This is a genomic window from Olsenella sp. An285 (assembly GCF_002159625.1).
In the GTDB taxonomy this organism is placed as follows: Bacteria; Actinomycetota; Coriobacteriia; order Coriobacteriales; family Atopobiaceae; genus Thermophilibacter; species Thermophilibacter avicola.
Genome location: NZ_NFIZ01000009.1, coordinates 44,675 through 65,553, shown reverse-complemented (window position 1 = coordinate 65,553; position 20,879 = coordinate 44,675). Strand labels below are relative to the sequence as shown.

Genomic DNA, 20,879 nt, shown 5'->3' with positions numbered 1-20,879 from the left:
TCCTAGTCCTCCTCGACTACGGTGGTTCCAACGTTCTCTCCGGTAACTGCCTTCATGAAGACGCCCGGCTGGTTGATGTCAAAGACCATGATGGGCATCTTGTTGTCGTGGCAGAGGGCGGTCGCGGTGGCGTCCATGACCTTGAGGTCGCGGTTGAGGACCTCGCGGTAGGAGACGGTGTCATAGCGCCTGGCATCAGGGTTGGTGCGCGGGTCGGCGTCATAGATGCCGTCCACGTTGGTGGCCTTCATGAGGACCTCGGCACCCACCTCGCACGCGCGCAGCGCGGCGGCGGTGTCAGTGGTGAAGTACGGGTTGCCGGTGCCAGCGGCGTAGATGGTGATGCGCCCCTTCTCAAGGTGACGGATCGCGCGGCGGCGAATGTAGGGCTCGGCGATCTGGCGCATCTCGATGGCGCTCATGACGCGGCAGTCCATCCCATTGCGCTCGAAGCAGTCCTGGAGGGCCAGCGAGTTGATGACCGTGGCGAGCATACCCATGTTGTCGCCCTGCGCGCGGTCCATGCCCGCGGCAGCACCCGTGAGGCCGCGGAAGATGTTGCCGCCGCCCACGACGATGGCAACCTGAACGCCCGCCTCCCAGACGGGCTTGATCTCCTCGGCAAGGCGCTGCGGCACGGCGGCGTCGATGCCAAAGGACTGCGACCCCATGAGGGCCTCGCCAGAGAGCTTGAGAAGAACGCGCCTGTACTTCAAGTCTGTGTCAGACAAGCCAACCTCCACTCATCGATGTGTGCTCACGTGATTCTAGCAGAGCGAGCGCCGACGGCCCCGCGGCTCGCCCGAGCGCTCAGCCTTCCCACACGAGCGGAGCGGGGACTCCCCAAGAGGCGCCGGAGAGCGAGAAGGTCGCGGAGCTGTAACGCAAAGGGGGCCGGCGATCGCTCGCCGGCCCCCAAAGGCGCTGATGCGTCAGGCGCTACTCGCCGAAGGTGTAGCGGATGAAGCTCATGACCTCGACGTCGTCGCCGAGGGACTTGCCCACGTTCTTGGCGAGCTGGCCGATGGTGAGGGAGCTGTCCTTGACGAACTCCTGCTCGGTGAGGACGGACTCCTTGAAGTACTTCTCCAGGCGGCCCTGGGCCATCTTCTCCTGGATGGCCTCGGGCTTGCCGGACTCGGCGGCCTGGGCCTTGTAGATGGCGAGCTCGTGCTCGATCACGTCGGCCGGGACGTCGTCGCGACGGGCGGCAACGGGAGCGGCAGCGGCGACCTGCATGGCAACGTCGTGAGCGAAGGTCTTGAACTCGTCGGCGTTGGCGGTCTCGGCCTTGCCGAGCTTGAAGGTCACGATGTCGGCGAGCTTGCCGCCCAGGTGCACGTAGCAGCTGAGGGCGCCGTCGTCGGCGGTGACGCGCTGGAAGCGGGCGATCTTCATGTTCTCGCCGATGACGTGGATCATCTCGGTGAGCTCGGCCTCGACGGTGGACTCGCCCATGGCGCACGCCTTGAGGGCGTCGACGTCGGCCGGGTCGTTCTCGGCGACGACCTTGGCAAGCTCGAGCGCGAAGCCGGTGAACTTGGGGTTGGTGCCCACGAAGTCGGTCTCGCAGGTGAGCTCGAGGATGGCGCCGAGCTTGGCGTCCTCGGAGACGTAGGTGGCGATGGTGCCCTCGTTGGTGTCGCGGCCGGCGCGCTTGACGGCCTTGGCGACGCCCATGGTGCGCAGGATGTCGACGGCCTTCTCGATGTCGCCGTCGGCCTCGACGAGGGCCTTCTTGCACTCCATCATCGGGGAGTCGGTCATCTCGCGGAGCTGCTTGACAAGAGCGGCGGTAACCTGAGCCATGTTGTTCTCCTCTGTCCTAGAAGACTTTTGTTTGCGAAGGGCTACTCGGCAACGGGGGCCTCGACGGCGGGCTCGGTGGTACCGGCCTCCATCTCGGCAGCGGTGATCTGCTCCTTGCCAGAGCCCGCCAGAACGGCGTCGGCGGCAAGCTCGCACATGAGCGAGACGGAGCGGATGGCGTCGTCGTTGGCGGGCACGCCGTAGTCGATGACGTCGGGGTCGGAGTTGGTGTCGAGCAGGGAGACAACCGGGATGTGAAGACGGTTGGCCTCACGGATGGCGATCTCCTCGCGCTTGGAGTCAACGACGAAGATGGCCTGCGGCAGGGCGGTCATGGTGCGGGCGCCGCCGAGGTTGGCCTGGAGCTTGGCGAGCTCCTTGCCCAGGACGGCCTGCTCCTTCTTGGGGAGAAGGGCCATGCGGCCGTCCTCCACCATGGCCTCGAGCTCCTCCATGCGCTGGATGCGGGAGCGGATGGTCACGAAGTTGGTGAGCATGCCGCCGAGCCAGCGCTGGTTGATGTAGGGCATGCCGCAGCGCTCGGCCTGGGCAGCGATGGGCTCCTGGGCCTGCTTCTTGGTACCCACGAAGAGGACGGTGCCGCCCTTGGCAGCGGTCTCCTTGAGGAAGGTGTAGGCCTTGTCCGCGCCGAGCATGGTCTGCTTGAGGTCGAGGATGTAGATGCCGTTGCGCTCGCCAAAGATGAAGGGCTTCATCTTGGGGTTCCAGCGACGGGTCTGGTGGCCGTAGTGGCAGCCGGCGTCGAGAAGGGTCTGGATAGTGATCTTAGCCATGGTAACCTCCTGTGGTTGGTCCTCCGCGTGAGGTCATCCCCGCTTCGCCACCCTCGGCCTGGCTTGAGCCTCGGGCACCACGGCGGGCGGGTCGTCACGCGTGCGTAATGGTGCCGCGCTGGCGCGCGACATGCCGTGCTTGTGCACAACAGGCGGAATTATAGACGGCCGCCCCGCGCTTGTCGAGTGCCCAAAACGTCTCCATACCCGCTCTACGAGCGGGGATGGGACCTCGCGGCGGCCTCGCGCAGGCGCTCCACGGAGAGGTGCGTGTAGACCTGCGTGGTGGAGAGGCTCTCGTGTCCCAGCAGCTCCTGAACGCTCCTGAGGTCCGCGCCCCCCGTGAGGAGCTCGGTCGCAAAGGTGTGCCTCATCGCGTGAGGCGTGAGCTCCGGGTCGAGGCCGGCGAGACGCACGTGCGCCTCGAAGCGCGTGCGCAGGGCGTCGGCGGACATGGGGTTGCCGCGGACGGAGAGGAAGAGCGCCTCGGTGGGCGCCTTCGACCTCGCGGCGAGCCTAGGCCTTCCCTCCCCCAGGTAGCGCGCCACCCAGTCGAGCGCCGCCTCGTAGACGGGGACGACGCGCTCCTTGGAGCCCTTGCCAAAGAGCCGCACCTGCCGCGCGCGGAGGTCGACGTCTGAGACGCTGAGCCCGGCCGCCTCCGAAATGCGGGCGCCCGTAGCGTACAGCAGCTCGAGCAGCGCACGGTCCCTGAGCCCGGCGGGGTCGGAGTCGTCGCAGGTGGCGAGAAGGACGCGGACGTCCGCGTCGGACATCGTACGGGGGAGCGAGCGGGCGACCTTGGGGCTCGCGAGCGCGGCCGCTGCCTCGGAGCCGCAAAGCCCCTCGCGCTCGAGCCAGCGGTAGAACCCCCTCAGGGCGGAGAGATGCCGGTTGACGGTGCGCGACGAGTACCCGGCGCGAGTGAGCTCTGCGAGGTACCCCCTGAGCTCTCGGTGCGTGACGAAGAGGAAGTCGACGTGTCGTCTCCCGCACCACGCGCAAAAGGCGGCGAGGTCGGCGCGGTACGAGCGCACGGTGTTCTCGGAGAGCCCCCTCACGCGGGCGAGGTGGTCGCAGAAGCGCTCTGCGAGCTCGGAGGGACGCCTCCCGCCGTCCCCGGCGGAGACACAGACTGTCATGACCTACCCGCACAGGCGAGGTCGGGCCTGCCGGCCAGGTAGGCGTCGAGGTCGGCGCGGGCGCGCGTGACCATCGCCGCCCTGCGCTCGGCCTTGTTCCTGATGTGCTCCTCGAGCGGCGGGAAGAGCCCGAAGTTCACGTGCATGGGCTGGTAACTGCTGGTCGCCGGGTCGGTGGCGTAGGCAGCGAGGGAGCCGAGCGCCCCCGTCAGGGGAAGGATCACGGCCGGCGCACCCGTGAGCGCGGCGTACGTGTTGAGCGCGCCAAGAAGACCGGACGCGATGGCCTCGACGTAGCCCTCGGTGCCCGTGATCTGGCCTGCGAGCCTCACCTGCGTCCCGGGTATGGCGAAGGTGCGGTCGAGCGCGTGGGGGGCGTCCACGAAGGAGTTCCTGTGCATGACGCCGTAGCGGAGGAACTCGGCCCCCTTCAGGCCGGGGACCATGCGAAAGACCCGTCGCTGCTCGGGCCAGGTGAGGTTCGTCTGGAAGCCAACCATGTTGTATGCCGCGCGAGACGAGGTCTCGGCGCGGAGCTGCACCGCCGCCCAGGGGCGCCTGCCGGTGCGCGGGTCCGTGAGCCCCACGGGCTTGAGCGCGCCAAAGCGCAGCGAGTCGCGCCCCGTCCGGGCGACCTCCTCGACGGGCTGACAGGCGCAGAAGAGGTCCGCCTGCTCGAAGTCCCGGGCTATCACGCGCTCCGCAGAGAGCAGGGCGTCCATGAAGGCCTCGTACTCCTCGCGCGTCATGGGGCAGTTGAGGTAGTCGCCCGTGCCAGACTCGCCGTAGCGGGACTGCTCGAAGACGACGGCGCGGTCGATGCTCTCGGCGTCCACGATGGGGGCGGCCGCGTCGAAGAAGCTCATCCGCTCGCCCCCCACCGCCGCGGAGACCGCCTCAAAGAGGGCGTCGGAGCAGAGCGGACCCGCCGCTATGACGCAGGGCCCCTCGGGCACGCTCGTGACCTCCTCGCGGACGACCTCGATGAGCGGGTCTGCCGTGACGCGCTCGGTGACCGCGGTGGAGAAGGCGTCGCGGTCGACCGCGAGCGCCCCGCCGGCAGGGACGGAGCACGTGCGCGCAATGGGCAGAAGCGCCGATCCCATCCGGTCGAGCTCGTGCTTGAGCAGGCCGGCCGCGCTGTCCTCCTTGGTGGACTTGAGCGAGTTGGAGCACACGAGCTCGGCGAACCGGTCCGTGTGGTGCGCTGGAGAGGGATGGGCGGGCCTCTGCTCGAAGAGGCGCACGCGAACGCCCCTCATCGCCAGCTGGAGCGCGCACTCGCTGCCCGCGAGGCCGGCGCCCACCACGCTAACGGTCTGGTCCATGCTCTTCCCCCTCCTGCCGCCCGAGGGCGGACGACGCGATTCTCGGCCCCCTATTCTGCTCCAAGAGGAGGGTGCGCGTGGGCGAGTATCTGCCGTCCGGCAGACGCTCCACGATTCCTCTTGCCTCGTAGTCCGTGAGTGTGCGCAGAATCGTCAGCACGTCTTCTCCCAGCCTGACGGCAAGCTCCTCAGGGCGGGAGGGCGAGGCGAGAAGTGCGGAGACCACGGGCCCGTGCCCCCGCGCGCCCTCCTGGCGCGCCAGCGGGAGGTGGCCGAAGTCAAGGGAGAGCGCCACGCTGAGCGCCTGCTCGTCCGCTATGACGGAGGCCCCCTCGGAGATGAGGCGGTTGGTTCCCGCGGACTCTGGCGAGAAAATGGACCCCGGGATGGCATAGACGGTGCGCCCGAGCTCAGCCGCAGCCTCTGCGGTAGACATGGTTCCCGAGCGAACGCCGGCCTCGGTCACAACGAGCACCTGCGAGAGCGCGGCGATGAGCGAGTTTCTCTTGGGAAAGGCCCAGCGCCTGGGCCCCGCGCCCCAGCGTTCCGCGGAGACGATGGCGCCGCCGCGCTCCATGGCGCCCCGATACACATCCGCCGAGGTGGCAGGGTACACAACGTCCGCACCGCAGCCTGAGACGACGACCGTGCGACCACCCGCGCGAAGAGCTGCGGCGCCTGCAGCGTGGTCGCAGCCCATGGCTCCCCCGGAGACCACCGTCGCCCCGCACCCCACCGCCGTGCGGGCCGCCATCTCGGCAATGGCAAGCCCGTAGGGCGTCGCTCTTCTCGCCCCGACCACGGCAAGAGAGGGCGTCGAGAGCACCTCGACGCTCCCCAGTCCATACAGGCGCTCGGGTGGGACCCTCAGGTCCTCGAGCGTCTTAGGCCAGCCTCGCTCCCCTCGTACCAGCTCCCATCCGCCGTCCGTCATGGCTCCCCCTATCCCAAGGTCCTCGAACGAAAGCCCAGCGCCTCGATGATGTCCCCTTCGCCCACCCGCTCCCTCTCCCCCATGTCCGCTATGGTCCGGGCGACGCGAGACACGCGTGCGATGGCACGGCCGCCGAGCGCCAGGCGCTCCGAGAGCTCCTCGAAAGCGGAGCGAGCGGCGTCCTCCATGTCCGCGGCGACAACCGGGTCACGCGCGTCCCTCCCGAGCCTCGCCTCGCGCCACGACCTGAACTCGCGCGCCGCGAGCACCGTCTGGGACATCTCATCCGAGCCGAGCCCCCTCTTCCCGCGGATGACCTTCCTCGAGGCCGGCCGCGAGACGTCCACCACAACGTCGATCCTGTCCATGAGCGGGCCTCCCATCTTTGCCTGGTACGCAGCGATCTTGGCGGGAGGGCACGAGCACTCATGAGATGGGTCGCCAAGGTAGCCGCAGGGGCAGGGGTTCGCAGCCGCCACGAGCTGAAAGTCGCAGGGGAAGACGTAGGCCCCGTCCACGCGGACGATGCGAACGGACCCGTCCTCCATGGGCTGCCTCAGTGCCTGGAGCGCGGTCCTGGAGAACTCGGGGAGCTCGTCGAGGAAGAGAACCCCCTCGTGCGCGAGGGAGATCTCCCCGGGCGTGACGGGCCTGCCCCCTCCCACAAGTCCCCCGACCGAGATGCTGTGGTGCGGGGCCCGGAAGGGTCGCTCGCCGCGTGCGAGCGAGTCTATCGGCAGCCCCGCGACCGAGTGCAGCAGCATGGCCTTCACGCGCTCCTCCTGCTCGAGAGGGGGAAGGATGGTCGGGAGGCGCCGTGCGAGCATGGTCTTCCCCGATCCGGGAGGGCCCACCATGAGCATCCCGTGACGTCCCGCGGCCGCTATCGTCATCGCCCTCTTGGCGAGCTCCTGGTCCACGACGTCAGAGAAGTCGAGCCCCGAGCGTCCCACGGGCACCGGATCGCCGGCGACCGTCCCCAGTGCGCTGAGCCCCTCGACGCCGCCCCGCAGCTGTGACAGGCTCCACAGCCCCCGCGCGTCTCCCTCCCACCCTCCGGTGAGGGAGCTCTCCGCCGAGGTGACAAGGGAGAGCCCAAGCTTGCGCGCGAGCACCGCGTAGGCCATGTCCCCCCGCACGGGGCACACGGATCCGTCGAGCGCGAGCTCGCCCACGAGCAGGCAGCCGTCGACGACGCGTGGGGGAAGCTGGTGCGTCGCGACAAGGATGGCCGTCGCAATGGGCAGGTCGAACCCGGTGCCGGACTTTCTCTTCTCGCTGGGTGCGAGGTTCACGGTGACATGGAGCCGGGGAAGCTCGAAGCCGGCCGACTTGATGGCGCAGCGCACCCTGGAGCGGGCCTCAAGGACGGCGGAGTCCGGCATCCCCACGATGTCCAGACCCGGGATGCCGCCCGAGGTGCTCACCTCGACGGTCACGGGCTCGGCATCGATGCCTCGGAGGTTGGCGGTCTGGACGCCTCCGAACCCCGCGCCCATCACTCGTCCCACCCAAAGGCACCGCGGAGATGGCGGAGCCGCGCCTGGGACTCCCCCACCACGTTGAGCGCGATCACGTCAAAGCGGATGGAATCGACGTCCGGGTGGTCGACGATGTAGGCGTGGGCGAGGTTGCGGTAGCGGCGACGCTTCTTGGCGTCCACCGAGAGCTCGGGCATCTCGTCGGCACGCTCCCCCAGGGCAAGGCGCGTCTTCACCTCGACGAGCACCACGGTGTCATCGTCGTCGGCCTCCTGAGCAACGATGTCCACCTCTCCGAAGCGGCACCGCCAGTTGCGGGCGAGGATGAACCAGTCGTTGCGCTCCAGGTAGGCCGCAGCCATGTCCTCGCCCTTCATGCCAAGCTCGCGGGGCGTGAGGTCGCGCACCGCCTTTCGGGGCGGCTCCTCCTCGCCCCCGGGGAGCCCCGTCTCAGGCTCGTCATTCGGTTCGCACGCAGAAACGGGCCCAAGCCCCGTGCGAGCGTCCTCGTAGGTCCTCTCGGTCTCCTCAAGCATGGTCGCCCTCCTCGCTTGCCGCCATCTGGTGGGACAAGCGTGGCAGAGCGGGCTCTCACGACTCTTACCCCGGGCGCGCACGGGACGAACCGCAAGCGAGCCGGGCTTGCAGCGCGTCAGGCGTCGGTGCCGGACTCCAACGCGATATGGCTAGAAGATTCGTGCGAGCGAGGCTGGGTGGCGATCAGAAGAGCGACGGCGTCTCGAGGAAGTTTCCACAGAAGGAGACGCGGTGCACGGGCGAGCAGCCACGCGCCCTGATGGCAGCGATGTGCTCGGCCGACCCATAGCCCTTGGACTCGGCGAGGTGGTATCCGGGATACTCCTCTTCGAGCGCGACCATGAGGGCGTCGCGCGTGACCTTGGCGACGACTGAGGCCGCGGCTATGCAGGCGACGCGTCCGTCGCCCTTCACGACACACGTCTCGCGGGGATGCACGTGCACGGGGTTGCCGTCGATGAGCACGGCATCCGGGTCCACCCCGGAGTCAGCGATGGCTCGCGCCATCGCCTGCCTGAGCGCGCAGGCCATCCCGACGGCATCGATGGCGGCGGGCTCCACATGCGCTATGCCTATCGCCAGCGCGACGTCCGCCACACGCACGGCGAGGGCCTCCCTGCGCGCGGGGGTGAGTTGCTTGGAGTCGTTGATGCCCCAGATGACGGGCTCGTCGGGGAGCGCCACGGCTGCGACCGTGAGCGGTCCCGCGAGCGCGCCGCGGCCGACCTCGTCCACGCCCAGCACGACTCCCCCGCCGCCGAGCTGGCGCATCGCCTCGTACATGCCGAGCACGCGAGAGCGTTCCGCCTCCTCGCGCTGGACCCTCCGACGCGCGGACTCGACAGCTCGCGCGACCTGCTTGCGCGGGTCCTCGAAGTAGCGCTCGATGAGTGTGCGCGCCTCGTCAAGGGGAGCATCGGAAAGGAGGGCGGCGATCTCTCGGGCGGAAGTCGGCCTTGCGGATGACGTGGACATGGGGCCTCCATGGAAAGAGGCCGCCCCCGAAGGGACGGCCTCTCGAGCAGAGCGAATGATGGGACTAGTCGCGCTTCTCACGAATGCGAGCGGCCTTGCCCACGCGGTCGCGGAGGTAGTAGAGCTTGGCGCGACGGACGTCACCGTGACGGATGACCTCGAGCTTGGCAATCTTGGGGCTGTGAAGCGGGAAGGTGCGCTCGACGCCCACGGAGAAGCTGATCTTGCGGACGGTGAAGGTCTCGCGGGAGCCCTCGCCGCTCATGCGGATGACGTCGCCCTCGAAGACCTGCTCACGGGTGCGGTCGCCCTCGACGATGCGATAGTGAACCTTGACGTGATCGCCAACGCGGACGGCGGGGATGTCCTCGCGAATCTGCTGGCGCTCGATGGCGCGGATGAAGTCCATGCTCATACCTCGTTCTTCTCTAGAGGTGCCGACGCTCCCGCGAACGACACATAGCTTTACACACAGCGAGTGATTATACGGCACGCAGGCCGAGCGGACAAGAACCACACAACTTGGTTTTTCTCGACATTCTTCCTTCGTCCGCGCGTCACAGGCAGAGGCCGACGACCACCCCCGCCTCCGAGGTTGCGGCGGCGAGCCCCGAAGGGAGTCCCGAGGTCATGACCTGGTAGCAGTAACGCTCGGAGGAGCCCCCATACGTGAAGGGGTACGAGGTCCTGAGCCACCAGGCGCAGGGACTGCCGCCAAGGCTCATCTGGAGGGCGGGGTCCGCGTCGGAGGTGCCGGATACCCCCTGCTCGCGGAAGAACTCGTACTGCTCGCCCTCGGACGAGAGGAGCTCGTCGTAGGGAACGAAGTCGACGTACTCGGTGTTGGCGCTCGGCTCCGTCCCGTACTCGTCGGTCATGAGGGTGACGTCGCCGCAGACCTCGCTCAGCGAGGGCACCCAGAGGGCGTCCCTGGTCTGGGTGACGGCGCCCGAGAGGTCGGCGGAGCCGTAGCGCACGGGACGGCTGGCGGCGTCCTTGGAGACGGAGACGACCTCGGCGGCGAGCTCGTCGGGCAGGAGCGCAAGGCCGTCGGAGGCCAGCCAGGCACGTAGGTCCGACGCCTCCCAGCCGCCCTCGTTGGCGGCGTCGCCTGACATCTGGCGAAGGGCGAGCGGAGACGTCAGGAGCGTGATCCCGGCCCTCCCGGAGCCATCAGCGCGCGCGTCGTGTGCGAGTCCGATAACGCGAACAAGAGCCTCGGTCCCGTCCTCGAGGGTGACGGCGCGAGTGTCACCAACGTGAATGCCGTGAGACGCGGCGATGGAGGCCGCCTCCTCGGGACTCTGAGCCGCGGCGATCTCGCTGGAGATCACAGAGAGCTCCTCCCATGAGTAGTCGGCGAAGGCACGCGGCTCGCTAGCTGCGCCCTGCTCCTGGGCAGGGGGCTCGGGCTGCGAGGAGAGGACGAGCCAGAGCGTCCCCGCGCCCGCGACCACGAGCGCAAGGCCAAGGAGCACGGCAATCGCGACGAGGCAGCCGCCCCCACGTTCTTCTCGTTGCGTCATGGGAACCCCTAGCGTCGAAATCGGTAGAGACCCATTCTACGCTCGGACGAGGGGGCTAGCGACCCCTCCACGACTTGGGCACCTTGAGGTCCTCGTACAGACGAACCGCGTAGCGGTCGGTCATGCCGGACACGAAGTCGGCGGCCTGGACGTCTACGGGGTCGTCGTGCAGGCGGTACTCCCCTGGGATCTCGTCGGGGTGCGCGACGAAGTGGTCGAAGAGCTCGACGAGCATGGCATAGGCCTTGGGCTCCTCCCACTTGGCGTCGCCGACGGAGTAGAGGTTCTCGAAGAGGAAGCCGCGCATGGACAGCATCGCTTCCCGAACCTCGGGCGACATGGCGACGTCACCGGAGCGGGCGCTCACGGCAACGACGTCGCGGACCATGGTCTCTATGCGCTCCGAGGAGCTTCCGCCCAGGACCTCGCGTGCGCCGAAGGGAAGGTCGGCCTCCTCGAGGAGCCCGGCGCGCTTGGCATCGTCAATGTCGTGGCACACGTAGGCGATCCTGTCCGCGAGCGCGACCACCCTCCCCTCCGGGGTCAGGGCACGGCCGTTCCCGGTGTGGCTTCTAATGCCGTCGACGACCTCGCGGGTGAGGTTGAGCCCGGTGCCGTCCCGCTCCAGGAGCTCGACGATGCGCGCGCCCTGCTCGCTGTGGGAGAAAGGCCGCCTCGAGTCGGGGCCGTCCGAGGGGAGGCCCCTGTGCCGCGCGATGGCGTAGCTGAGGGCCCGCTCGCCCACGTGACCGAACGGCGTATGGCCGAGGTCGTGCCCCAGGGCCACGGCCTCCGTGAGGTCCTCGTTGAGGCCGAGGGGGCGGGCGATGGAGCGGGCGACCTGCGCCACCTCGAGCGTGTGGATGAGACGCGTGCGATAGTGGTCGCCCTCCGGGGCGAGAAAGACCTGCGTCTTGTGGGCAAGGCGCCTGAAGCTCTTGGAATGGAGTATGCGGTCCCGGTCGCACTGGAAACAGGTCCTCAGGGCGTCCTCGGCCTCCGGACGCAGGCGCCCGACCGAGCCGTCGGCGAACGTGGCGTCTGGAGAAAGCCTCTCGTGCTCGGCGCGCTCGAGGTCCTGTCTCGTGGAAACCCTCATTCCCGCCTCCCCTCTGGATTGTGGGGACATCACACCGTCTGTAAATTGGGGACTGTCCCCAATTTACAGAGAAGGGAGGGAGCCGAAGCCCCCTCCCCCTTGGTCAGCACGTAGGCACGAGAATTACTTCTCGACCTTGACAGCGCCGCCGTTGGACTCGATCTTGGCCTGGGCAGCCGCGAGGCGGGCGATGGGCACGCGGTACGGCGAGCAGGACACGTAGTCGAGACCGAGGTCGTAGTACATGTGGATGGACTCGGGGTCGCCGCCGGTCTCGCCGCAGACGCCGCAGACGATGTCCGGGTTGCCGGCGTGGCCGCCCTCGACGCCCATCTTGACGAGCTTGGCAACGCCCTTGTCAAGCGTGGCGAACGGGTTCGTCTTGCAGATCTTCTTGTCGAGGTAGAGCGGCATGAACGCAGCCTCAACGTCGTCACGGGAGAAGCCGAGGCCCATCTGGGTGAGGTCGTTGGTGCCGAAGGAGAAGAAGTCAGCGTGCTTGGCGATGTCCTCGGAGGTGATCGCGGCGCGCGGAATCTCGATCATGGTGCCGACCGGGATGTCGAGCTCGACGCCGTACTCGTCGGCGACGGCCTTGATGTTCTCCTCGACGACCTCGCGAACGAGGGCGAGCTCCTCCTCGAAGGCCACGAGCGGAATCATAATCTCGGGCTTGGGGTTGAGGCCCTGCTTCTGGAGCTCGGCGGTGGCGGAGGCGATGGCCTTCACCTGCATGACGTTGAGCTCGGGGTAGACCAGGCCGAGGCGGCAGCCACGAAGGCCGAGCATCGGGTTGGCCTCCTGGAAGGAGTCGAGCTTGGCGAGAAGGGCCTTCTTCTCGGAGACGTCCTTGCCGGCAGCCTCCTCCTTGGCGATCTCGACGTCGAGGTCACGCGGATCCTCGAGGAACTCGTGCAGAGGCGGATCGAGCAGGCGCACGATGACGGGCATGCCGTCCATGGCCTTGAACATCTCGAGGAAGTCGCCCTTCTGGGCGGCGCCGAGCTTCTCGACGGCGTCGGCCTTGACGGCCTCGTCGTCGGCGAGGATGAAGTTCTGGATGAGCTGCTTGCGCTCGCCGAGGAACATGTGCTCGGTGCGGCACAGGCCGATGCCGGAGGCGCCGTTGTCCTTGGAGAGCTGCGCGTCGGCCGGGTTGTCGGCGTTGGCGCGGACACCGATCACGCGGCCGCGGTCAGCGTTGAGACGGACCTCGTCGGCCCAGTCGAGGATGGTCTGGAGGTCGCCGCCGAGCTCCGGACGGACGAGCGCGACCTCGCCGAGGATGACGTCACCAGTGGTGCCGTCGATGGAGATGACGTCGCCCTCGTGGAGGGTGATGTCGGTGCCGGCAACGGTGCAGACCTTGTTGACCGCGTCGATCTGGAGGGCGTCGACGCCGCAGACGCAGGGCGCGCCCATGCCACGGGCGATGACGGCCGCGTGGGAGGTCTTGCCACCGTGAGAGGTCAGGATGCCCTCGGCGGCAACCATGCCGTGGAGGTCGTCAGGGGTGGTCTCCCAGCGGACGAGGATGCAGGGCTTGCCGGCCTCGGCGTAGGCCTCGGCGTCAGCGGAGGAGAAGACCACGGCGCCCACGGCCGCGCCCGGGGAGGCGTTGAGGCCCTTGGCGATGACCTTGTAGTCGGCCTTGGGGTCGAACTGCGGGTGGAGGAGCTGGTCAAGCTGCTCGGGGGCAACGCGCATGACCGCCTCCTCCTTGGAGATGCGGCCCTCCTCGTACATCTGAATGGCGACCTTGAGCGCGGAGAGCGCGGTGCGCTTGCCCACACGGGTCTGGAGCATCCACAGCTTGCCCTGCTCGATGGTGAACTCGAGGTCCATCATGTCGGCGTAGTGGTCCTCGAGGATCTCGAAGACGTGGAAGAGCTCCTTGCCAGCCTCCTCGAGGCCCGGGACCTTGGGCAGGTCGGCGATGGGCTCGGTGTTGCGGATGCCGGCCACGACGTCCTCGCCCTGGGCGTTGACCAGGAAGTCGCCGTAGCGCTCGTTGGTGCCGTCGGCCGGGTTGCGGGTGAACGCGACGCCGGTGGCGGAGGTGTTGCCCTTGTTGCCGAAGGCCATCACCTGGACGTTGACGGCGGTGCCGAGCTCGTCAGGAATCTTGTTCTGCTTGCGGTACAGGATGGCGCGGTCGGTGTTCCAGGAGCCGAAGACGGCCTGCTCGGCGAGGCGCAGCTGCACCAGCGGGTCGTGCGGGAACTCGATCTTGCCGTCGACGAGCACCTCGGGGTACTTCTCGGCGTCGACGTTCTCGGCAAAGATCTTCTTGAAGGTGGCCACGAGGTCCTTGAGGTCGTCGGCGTCGAGCTCGGTGTCGAGCTTCACGCCCTTCTCGGCCTTCTTGGCGGCGATGGCGTCCTCGAAGAGCTGGCCGGGGACACCCATGACGACGTCGGAGAACATCTGGACGAAGCGACGGTAGGAGTCGTAGGCGAAGCGCGGGTTCTCGGTCTGCTTGATGAGGCCCTGGACGGAGTCATCGTTCAGGCCGAGGTTGAGGACGGTGTCCATCATGCCGGGCATGGAGAACGGCGCGCCGGAGCGGACGGAGACGAGCAGCGGGTCCTCGGAGTCGCCGAGCTTCTTGCCCATGCGCTCCTCGAGGTCCTTGCGGTACTCGTCGATCTCGTCGAGAACGCCCTCAGGCCACACGTTGCCCGCGCTGGAGTACGCGACGCAGGTCTGGCAGGTGATCGTGAATCCGGGAGGGACCGGGAGGCCGATGTTGGCCATCTCGGCAAGGTTGGCGCCCTTGCCGCCCGTGATCCACTTGGCCTCGGCAACGGACTCGCCCGCGACCTCGGTCACGTTGTTTCCGTTGGCGTCGAAGCCAAAGCGGTAGACGTGCTTTTCTGCCATGTTTACCCCTTGCTTTCCTTGGGTCCAGACGCGCCCCCGCGGGGACGCGCACTTACACGAGCTCGTGCGCGCTGGCATGCCGCGCACTCAGCACATTCTAGCAACGCATTTGTGAGAGCCAAGCATTATTTGATATTCGGTCGGCGCCCGTCGATAAGCGGACGCTCGCCGGAAAAAAGTGGGGTCCGGCATGCAGCCAGACCCCACTGGTAGTAACATGGAACCGATTTGGCCTTCTAGTTGGAGGCCGCCTCCCCCTCCTTGTTGTACAGCGCGCCCACCTCGCGGGTGGGCTCCTCGCCCGTGAGCGTGGAGATGACCGTCACCGCCGGTCCCAGAAGGTCAATCGAGGGGATGCCCCTGCGGTCGAGCTCGCGCCGGATCTCCCTGCGGAGGATGCCGCTCGCGAAGGTGTGGAAGACGGCGCACGGGCGGTTGGGGTCGTAGTTGGCGTCCAGGAACTCGCGCACGGCCTCGACGTCCTTCACGTTGGAAAGGCGCTCGATGTCAACGGAGTCATCGCCGAACTGGGCGGCCGCGGCCATCACCACGGTGTTGGCGGTCTCACCGCGGGCGTCAGAAAGAACGAAGATAAGTGGAATGACCTCGCCGAAGAGGTCGTCATCAAGATCGAGCTTGGCCATCTGAGGTCCCCCTTTGCTTTTCGCCGGCAGGGGGATCGTCTCCCCCGCCGGCCGTGTACCCTACTTCTTGCGCGAGAGCGCGCCGATGTTCGCTACCCCGGAGAACACCTCGACGAACCTGTTGAGCAGCCTGAGGCGGTTCTCCCTTACAGCAGTATCCTCGTCCATGACAAGTACGTCGTCGAAGAATCGGTCGATGGGGGTCTTGAGCCCCGCGAGAGCGGTGATGGCGGCTGCGAAGTCCCCCGCGTCAAGGGCGGAACTGACGCTCTTCGAGCCCTCGTCGCAGGCGGAGAGCAGCGCGCGCTCGGCGTCTCCGAGCATGCCCTCTTTGACCTGGTTCCCCAGAGCGGCGTCCGCGAGATGGGCGGCACGGGCGTAGGCCTGGGCCAGGGCGTCGAAGGTCTCGGCGTCCTCGCGGCGGGCGTCCTCGAGGGCGCGTGCGCGGGCCATGAACTCGATCGGGTCGATGACGCCCACCGAGGAGACGGCCTCGATGGTGTCGGGGCTCAGGCCCTCCTCACGGGCGATCGCGACGAGGCGACCCTGGAAGAACTGGACGACGGAGCCCGCGACGGCGTCAAGGTCGAACTCGAGCCCCTGCGCGGCGTAGGCGCCGAGGGCAAGGCCGATGAGCTGGCGCAGGTCGCAGCCGGGAAGGGTGCGGAGCATCGCGATGATGCCGATGGCGGCGCGGCGCACGGCATAGGGGTCGGAGGAGCCGGTGGGCGGCTCGTCGATGGCGAAGATGCCGCACACGGTGTCGAGCTTGTCCGCGACGGCCACGCAGCGGCCGCACGTGCCGGAGGGAAGCTCGTCACCAGCGAAGCGCGGGCGGTAGTGCTCGCGGACGGCGGCGCAAACCTCCTCGGGCTCGCCCGCCGCGGCGGCATAGTAGCCGCCCATGACGCCCTGCTGGTTGGTGAACTCGACCACCGCCTGGGAGACGAGGTCCGCCTTGGCCAGGTGTGCGGCACGCGCGGCGTTGGCCACGCCCGCCTCGTCGCACCCCGCCTGGCGGGCGACGGTCGCGGCGAGGCCCTCCATGCGCTCGACCTTCTGGAGCACGGTGCCCAGGCGCTCCTGGAACGTGACGGTGCCCAGGCGCTCGACGAACTCCTCCATCGGTCGCTTGAGGTCCTCGTCGTAGAAGAACTTGGCGTCGTCGAGGCGAGCCCTCACGACCTTCTCGTTGCCCGCGACGACGGTGTCGGAGACGCGAGGGTCGGCATTGGAGACAACGACGAACTCGCGCGTGAGCGCACCGGAGGCGTCGTAGACCGGGAAGTAGCGCTGGTTGGAGAGCATGGACTCGCAGATGATCTCGTGCGGGACCGAGAGGAACTCCTCGTCGAACGTGCCCACGAGCACGGTGGGCCACTCGCAGAGGTTCACGACCTCGTCGAAGATGCGCTTGGGCGTGTCCACGTGGGCGCCGCCGCGCTCGGACTCGACGCGCGCGATGCCCTCGCGGATGGCCTCGGCGCGGCGCTCCGCGGAGAGAACGAAGGCCTGCTCGAGGACGCGCTCGTAGTCGGAGGCCTCGCTCACGACGTGGTCGCCGGGAGCCAGGACGCGGTGCCCGCGGGTGACGTTGCCGCTCGTGACGTCGGCGTAGGAGACGGGGACGACCTCAGAGCCCAGCAGCGAGCAGATCCAGCGGATCGGGCGCACGAAGGTCTGGTGCGTGGAGCCCCAGCGCTGGCTGCGGTAGTTGGGCCACTGAAGCGAGCCGATGACGCGCTCGGAAAGCGCGGAGAGGATGGGCATGGCGGGCGCCGAGGGGACGCTGCGCTCCGCGAAGACGTACTCGCGGCCGTCCGAGTCAACGCGACGAACGAGGTCGGCAGCTTCGACGCCGCACTTGCGGGCAAAGCCCGCGGCCGCCTTGGTGGGCGCGCCGGACTCGTCGAAGGCGATGCTCGCGGCGGGACCGCGACGAACCTCGTGAATCTCCTCGGTGCTGGTGGCAACCGAGGAGACGAGCGCGGCAAGACGTCGCGGCGAGGAGATGACGCGGACGTCGCCGTGCGAGAGGCCCGCCTCGTCGAGGCCGGCGGCGACGAGCTTGCCGAGCTGGGCGGAAGCGTTCATGAGCGGCGCCGAGGGCATCTCCTCGGTGCCAATCTCGAGCAGGAAGTCGCGGGTGTCTGCCATCTAGGCCACCTCCCCCTTCTTGGCGCCGTCATCGGTCTTCCCCGCCACCTCGGCGAGGTAGCTCTCGCAGCAGAGCTTGGCGATGGTGCGCACGCGCAGGATGTAGTTGGCGCGCTCGGTGGCCGAGATCGCGCCGCGGGCGTCGAGCAGGTTGAAGGCGTGGCTGCACTTCATGACGCAGTCGTAGGCCGGGAGCGGGAGCCTGTGCTCGAGGCAGGAGTGGCACTCGCGCTCGTAGTCGTCGAACTTCTGGCGCATCATCTCGACGTTGGCCACCTCGAAGTTGTAGGCGGAGAACTCGCGCTCGTTCTCCAGGAAGACGTCGCCGTAGGTCATGGGCGTGCCGTCGGGCAGGTAGCTCCACACCAGGTCGAAGACGGAGTCAACGCCCTGGATGTACATGGCAATGCGCTCGAGGCCGTAGGTGATCTCCACGGGCACCGGGTCGACCTCGATGCCTCCCACCTGCTGGAAGTAGGTGTACTGGGTGACCTCCATGCCGTCCATCCAGACCTCCCAGCCCAGGCCCCAGGCGCCGAGGGTGGGGCTCTCCCAGTCGTCCTCGACGAAGCGCACGTCGTGCTCTGCGGGGTCGAGGCCGATGGCGGCAAGGGAGCCGAGGTAGAGGTCCTGCGAGTCCGCGGGGCACGGCTTGAGGATCACCTGGAACTGGTAGTAGTGCTGCATGCGGTTGGGGTTCTCGCCGTAGCGGCCGTCGGCGGGGCGGCGGCAGGGCTGCGGGTAGCAGGTGCGCCAGGCTGCCGGGCCGAGGCTCCTCAGGGTGGTGGCGGTGTGGAAGGTCCCGGCGCCGACCTCGGAGTCATAGGGCTGCATGACGGTGCAGCCGCACGACGCCCAGTACCGCTCGAGCGCGAGGATCATGTCCTGGAACGTAAGCACGTCCTTGCTCATATCCGAATCTCTCCTTGCCTCTTGGGGCTAGAGCCCACCTATGTCGGAGGGCGGCCAGTAGATGAAGAGCGCCCTCGATGTTACGTCATCCACGTCCACGGGTCCAAAGTAGCGCGAGTCACGTGAGTCGGTCCTGTTGTCGCCCATGACCCAGACGGTCCCCTCGGGCACGACGTAGGGGTACTCGATCCCGGCAGAGCCCACGTACTCGCTCAGCGAGTAGGTGGGCTTGCCGCCGGTGTAGGGCTCGTCGAGGCGCTCCCCGTCGACGTAGACCTCGCCGTCCACGAGGTCTATGGTCTGCCCGCCCACGGCCACGACGCGCTTGATGAGGGTCTCGCCGTCGAGCGGGCTGCGGAAGGTCACGATGTCATCCTGCTCGGGGTCCTGGAAGTGCAGGGTGACGCACTCCCCCAGGAGCATGTCGCCCTCCTGGATGGTCTCGAGCATGGAGCCGGTGGGCACCACGTACGGGGTGACCACGTAGGTCTTGACAAAGAGCGCCACCACGACGGCGACGATCACGGGCCCGAGGAACCAGAGGATCCCCGATGACCCGCCCTCGCGGGCGCGCCCGTTCTTCTCGGCGTCCCCGCCCTTCTCGTCCCGCACGCCGGCATCGGCGTCGGGCCGCTCTCTCAGGTGCTCCGCCATGGGGCTCACTCCCCTTCCTCTCCCCGGGCGATCGCCCGGGCGCGCTCGAGCTCCTCCGGCGTGAGGTCAGCGGCGTCCAGGAGGTCGGGCCTCCAGCGCGCGGTCCTCTCTATGGCGCTCTTCCTCCTCCACGCCGCCACGCGTGCGTGGTCCCCGGAGAGCAGGACCTCGGGGACGTCCATGCCGCGGTAGCTGGCGGGGCGCGTGTACTGCGCGTACTCGAGGAGCCCCGCGGGCGAGAAGGACTCGTCCACGGCGCTCATCTCGTCCCCGAGGGCACCGGGCAGGAGCCGGGCGACGGAGTCGATGACGACCAGCGCGGCAAGCTCGCCGCCCGTGAGGACGTAGTCCCCGAGGGAGAAGACGTCGTCCGCGAGCGCGTAGGCGCGCTCGTCCATGCCCTCGTAGCGCCCGCACACCAGCAAGATCCTGTCCTCCTTGGCCAGGCGCTCGGCGGCGCGCTGGTCGTAGCGCCTGCCGCAGGGCGAGAAGAACACCACGTGAGGCCTCGAGGGCCCCTGCGAGGAGATGTCCTCGACGGCCTCGAAGATGGGCGCGGGCTTCATGAGCATCCCCTGCCCGCCCCCGAAGGGAGCGTCGTCCACGGTGCGGTGCCTGTCGTGCGTCCAGTCCCGCAGGTCATGCGAGAGGAAGGAGAACACACCCGCCCTCTGCGCGCGCCCCATGATGGAGACGTCCAGGTAGGGCGAGAAGACCTCGGGAAAGACGGAGAGGGTCTCGAAGATCACGACGCGGCCTCCCACTCGAGCCCGGCGGGGACGCGCACCGGGATGGGGCCGCTCTCGGGAACGGCGGAGACGACGTCGTCGATGACGGGGAGGAGAATCTCCCCGCGGGCGCCCCGCACGACCCAGACGTCGTTGGCGGGTCCCCGCATGACCTCCTCGATGGTTCCCGTGTCGCCGGTGGGCGAGACCTCGACCACGCGCCCGACGAGGCGCGCGGCGTCGTGGAGCGAGAGGTCCTCGGGAAGGTCCGCCTCGCGGGCGAGCAGGGTCTTGCCCACGAGGCCCTCGGCGGCGCGGAGGTCCCCCACGCCGGAGAGCCCCACGAGGCATCCCGACCGGTCGTCGGAGGAGCACGAGGTCACAACGTGGTGCCGCGGCCCCTTGAGGGCGGGGGGCACCACGAAGACCTCGAGGCCCTCGCGCACAAGTGAGGGAAGGCCGTGGACGGAAACCGTCACGACCTCCCCTCTTCTCCCGTGCGTCTTCTCGACACGGGCTATGGCCCTGAAGCGCTCCCGCATGCTCCCTAGCCTATGACCTCGACCTCAACGGCGGTCCCCACGCGCTGCCCGAGGGCGCGCGCGAGCGTGCGGATCGCCTTGATGGTGCGGCCCTTGCGGCCGATGACGCGACCCGCGTCGGCCTCGGAGCACGTGACCTCGATGAGGGACGAGCCTTCGCTGTCGGTCACGTCAAGGGAGACGGCGTCCTCGTCGTCCACAAGACCGCAGACGATGTACTCGACAAGGTCCGCGACTCGATCGGAGGGGAGCTCGCGCTCCTCGGGCTCGACGAGCATGCTCTCCGTGTTATCCATGCGTGATGCCTACTCGGCGTCGGCCTCAGCGGCGGCCTCGGCGGCAGCGGCGGCCTTGGCAGCGGCCTTCTTCGAGATCTTGGCCTTCTTCTCGACGGCAGGCTGGCCGTTGCGGGCGACCTCGATGAGGTGGGCGACGGCGTTGGTGGGCTGGGCGCCCTTGGAGACCCACTCGTCAACCTTCTCGAGGTTGATGTCGATGACCTTGGGGTTGGTCAGCGGGTTGTAGCGGCCGACCTCCTCGATGTAGCGGCCGTCGCGCGGCATGCGGCCGTCGGCGACGACGACGCGGTAGTACGGACGCTTCTTGGCACCGTGACGGGCCAGGCGAATCTTAACTGCCAATGAAAACTCCTCCAGTCGTGCGGTGCGCGTGGTCGTAAGGATTGGCCGCACCGCAAAGCCACAAAGCGATTAACCATCATACCGCTCTTCATT

Annotated in this window: 21 protein-coding genes; all 21 read right to left on the bottom strand. The window is 68.2% G+C overall.

The annotated features are described in order from the left end of the window. Positions 1-2: 2 nt before the first annotated feature. Positions 3-731 (bottom strand): UMP kinase, encoded by a 729-nt coding sequence (pyrH, locus tag B5F79_RS07225; RefSeq protein ID WP_275083928.1) that lies wholly within the window; start codon positions 729-731, stop codon positions 3-5. 208 nt (positions 732-939) lie between these two features. Then, the gene (gene tsf, locus B5F79_RS07220) at positions 940-1,809 is read right to left on the bottom strand and encodes a translation elongation factor Ts (protein ID WP_087219522.1); all 870 of its coding nucleotides are present in this window, start codon (positions 1,807-1,809) and stop codon (positions 940-942) included. 41 nt (positions 1,810-1,850) lie between these two features. Then, positions 1,851-2,603, bottom strand: coding sequence for a 30S ribosomal protein S2 (gene rpsB / locus B5F79_RS07215; protein WP_087219519.1), 753 nt, complete (start codon positions 2,601-2,603; stop codon positions 1,851-1,853). 212 nt (positions 2,604-2,815) lie between these two features. Next, complete coding sequence (locus B5F79_RS07210) at positions 2,816-3,745, bottom strand: site-specific tyrosine recombinase (RefSeq protein ID WP_087219516.1); 930 nt, start codon at positions 3,743-3,745, stop codon at positions 2,816-2,818. Continuing rightward, on the bottom strand, positions 3,742-5,073 hold the full coding sequence (gene trmFO / locus B5F79_RS07205; protein ID WP_087219513.1) for a methylenetetrahydrofolate--tRNA-(uracil(54)-C(5))-methyltransferase (FADH(2)-oxidizing) TrmFO: 1,332 nt from the start codon (positions 5,071-5,073) through the stop codon (positions 3,742-3,744). The genes B5F79_RS07210 and trmFO overlap by 4 nt, the downstream gene beginning before the upstream one ends. After that, positions 5,057-6,007 carry a DNA-processing protein DprA gene (locus B5F79_RS07200; RefSeq protein WP_087219510.1) on the bottom strand — a complete coding sequence of 317 codons (951 nt, stop codon included), beginning with the start codon at positions 6,005-6,007 and terminating at the stop codon, positions 5,057-5,059. The genes trmFO and B5F79_RS07200 overlap by 17 nt, the downstream gene beginning before the upstream one ends. A gap of 8 nt (positions 6,008-6,015) precedes the next feature. Next, a complete protein-coding gene (locus B5F79_RS07195) occupies positions 6,016-7,506 on the bottom strand; it encodes a YifB family Mg chelatase-like AAA ATPase (RefSeq protein WP_087219507.1) in 1,491 nt (496 codons plus the stop codon). Further along, a complete protein-coding gene (locus tag B5F79_RS07190; RefSeq protein ID WP_087219504.1) occupies positions 7,506-8,024 on the bottom strand; it encodes a YraN family protein in 519 nt (172 codons plus the stop codon). Before B5F79_RS07190 ends, B5F79_RS07195 begins: the two co-directional genes overlap by 1 nt. A 184-nt stretch (positions 8,025-8,208) precedes the next feature. Then, entirely contained in the window at positions 8,209-9,000 is a 792-nt protein-coding gene (locus tag B5F79_RS07185) for a ribonuclease HII (RefSeq protein ID WP_087219501.1), read from the bottom strand. Between the two features lie 64 nt (positions 9,001-9,064). After that, complete coding sequence (gene rplS / locus B5F79_RS07180) at positions 9,065-9,409, bottom strand: 50S ribosomal protein L19 (RefSeq protein ID WP_087219614.1); 345 nt, start codon at positions 9,407-9,409, stop codon at positions 9,065-9,067. A gap of 148 nt (positions 9,410-9,557) precedes the next feature. Next, positions 9,558-10,526 carry a DUF6273 domain-containing protein gene (locus tag B5F79_RS07175; protein WP_143786268.1) on the bottom strand — a complete coding sequence of 323 codons (969 nt, stop codon included), beginning with the start codon at positions 10,524-10,526 and terminating at the stop codon, positions 9,558-9,560. A gap of 55 nt (positions 10,527-10,581) precedes the next feature. Beyond that, positions 10,582-11,625: a deoxyguanosinetriphosphate triphosphohydrolase gene (locus B5F79_RS07170; RefSeq protein ID WP_087219495.1), complete on the bottom strand. Its 1,044-nt coding sequence runs from the start codon at positions 11,623-11,625 to the stop codon at positions 10,582-10,584. A 123-nt stretch (positions 11,626-11,748) separates the two neighbouring features. Further along, complete coding sequence (gene ppdK, locus B5F79_RS07165) at positions 11,749-14,508, bottom strand: pyruvate, phosphate dikinase (RefSeq protein ID WP_087219492.1); 2,760 nt, start codon at positions 14,506-14,508, stop codon at positions 11,749-11,751. Positions 14,509-14,744: 236 nt separating this feature from the next. Further along, positions 14,745-15,152 carry a kinase/pyrophosphorylase gene (locus B5F79_RS07160; protein ID WP_087219489.1) on the bottom strand — a complete coding sequence of 136 codons (408 nt, stop codon included), beginning with the start codon at positions 15,150-15,152 and terminating at the stop codon, positions 14,745-14,747. A 60-nt stretch (positions 15,153-15,212) separates the two neighbouring features. Continuing rightward, a complete protein-coding gene (gene glyS / locus B5F79_RS07155; protein ID WP_087219486.1) occupies positions 15,213-17,309 on the bottom strand; it encodes a glycine--tRNA ligase subunit beta in 2,097 nt (698 codons plus the stop codon). Then, positions 17,310-18,221: a glycine--tRNA ligase subunit alpha gene (locus B5F79_RS07150; protein WP_087219483.1), complete on the bottom strand. Its 912-nt coding sequence runs from the start codon at positions 18,219-18,221 to the stop codon at positions 17,310-17,312. Between the two features lie 27 nt (positions 18,222-18,248). Continuing rightward, a complete protein-coding gene (gene lepB, locus B5F79_RS07145) occupies positions 18,249-18,875 on the bottom strand; it encodes a signal peptidase I (protein WP_087219611.1) in 627 nt (208 codons plus the stop codon). Between the two features lie 5 nt (positions 18,876-18,880). Beyond that, complete coding sequence (trmD, locus tag B5F79_RS07140; RefSeq protein ID WP_087219480.1) at positions 18,881-19,624, bottom strand: tRNA (guanosine(37)-N1)-methyltransferase TrmD; 744 nt, start codon at positions 19,622-19,624, stop codon at positions 18,881-18,883. After that, the gene (locus tag B5F79_RS07135) at positions 19,621-20,145 is read right to left on the bottom strand and encodes a ribosome maturation factor RimM (protein ID WP_087219477.1); all 525 of its coding nucleotides are present in this window, start codon (positions 20,143-20,145) and stop codon (positions 19,621-19,623) included. The genes trmD and B5F79_RS07135 overlap by 4 nt, the downstream gene beginning before the upstream one ends. 5 nt (positions 20,146-20,150) lie before the next feature. Further along, entirely contained in the window at positions 20,151-20,441 is a 291-nt protein-coding gene (locus tag B5F79_RS07130; RefSeq protein ID WP_206391071.1) for a KH domain-containing protein, read from the bottom strand. A gap of 9 nt (positions 20,442-20,450) precedes the next feature. Continuing rightward, positions 20,451-20,786 carry a 30S ribosomal protein S16 gene (gene rpsP / locus B5F79_RS07125; RefSeq protein WP_087219473.1) on the bottom strand — a complete coding sequence of 112 codons (336 nt, stop codon included), beginning with the start codon at positions 20,784-20,786 and terminating at the stop codon, positions 20,451-20,453. Positions 20,787-20,879: the final 93 nt, after the last annotated feature.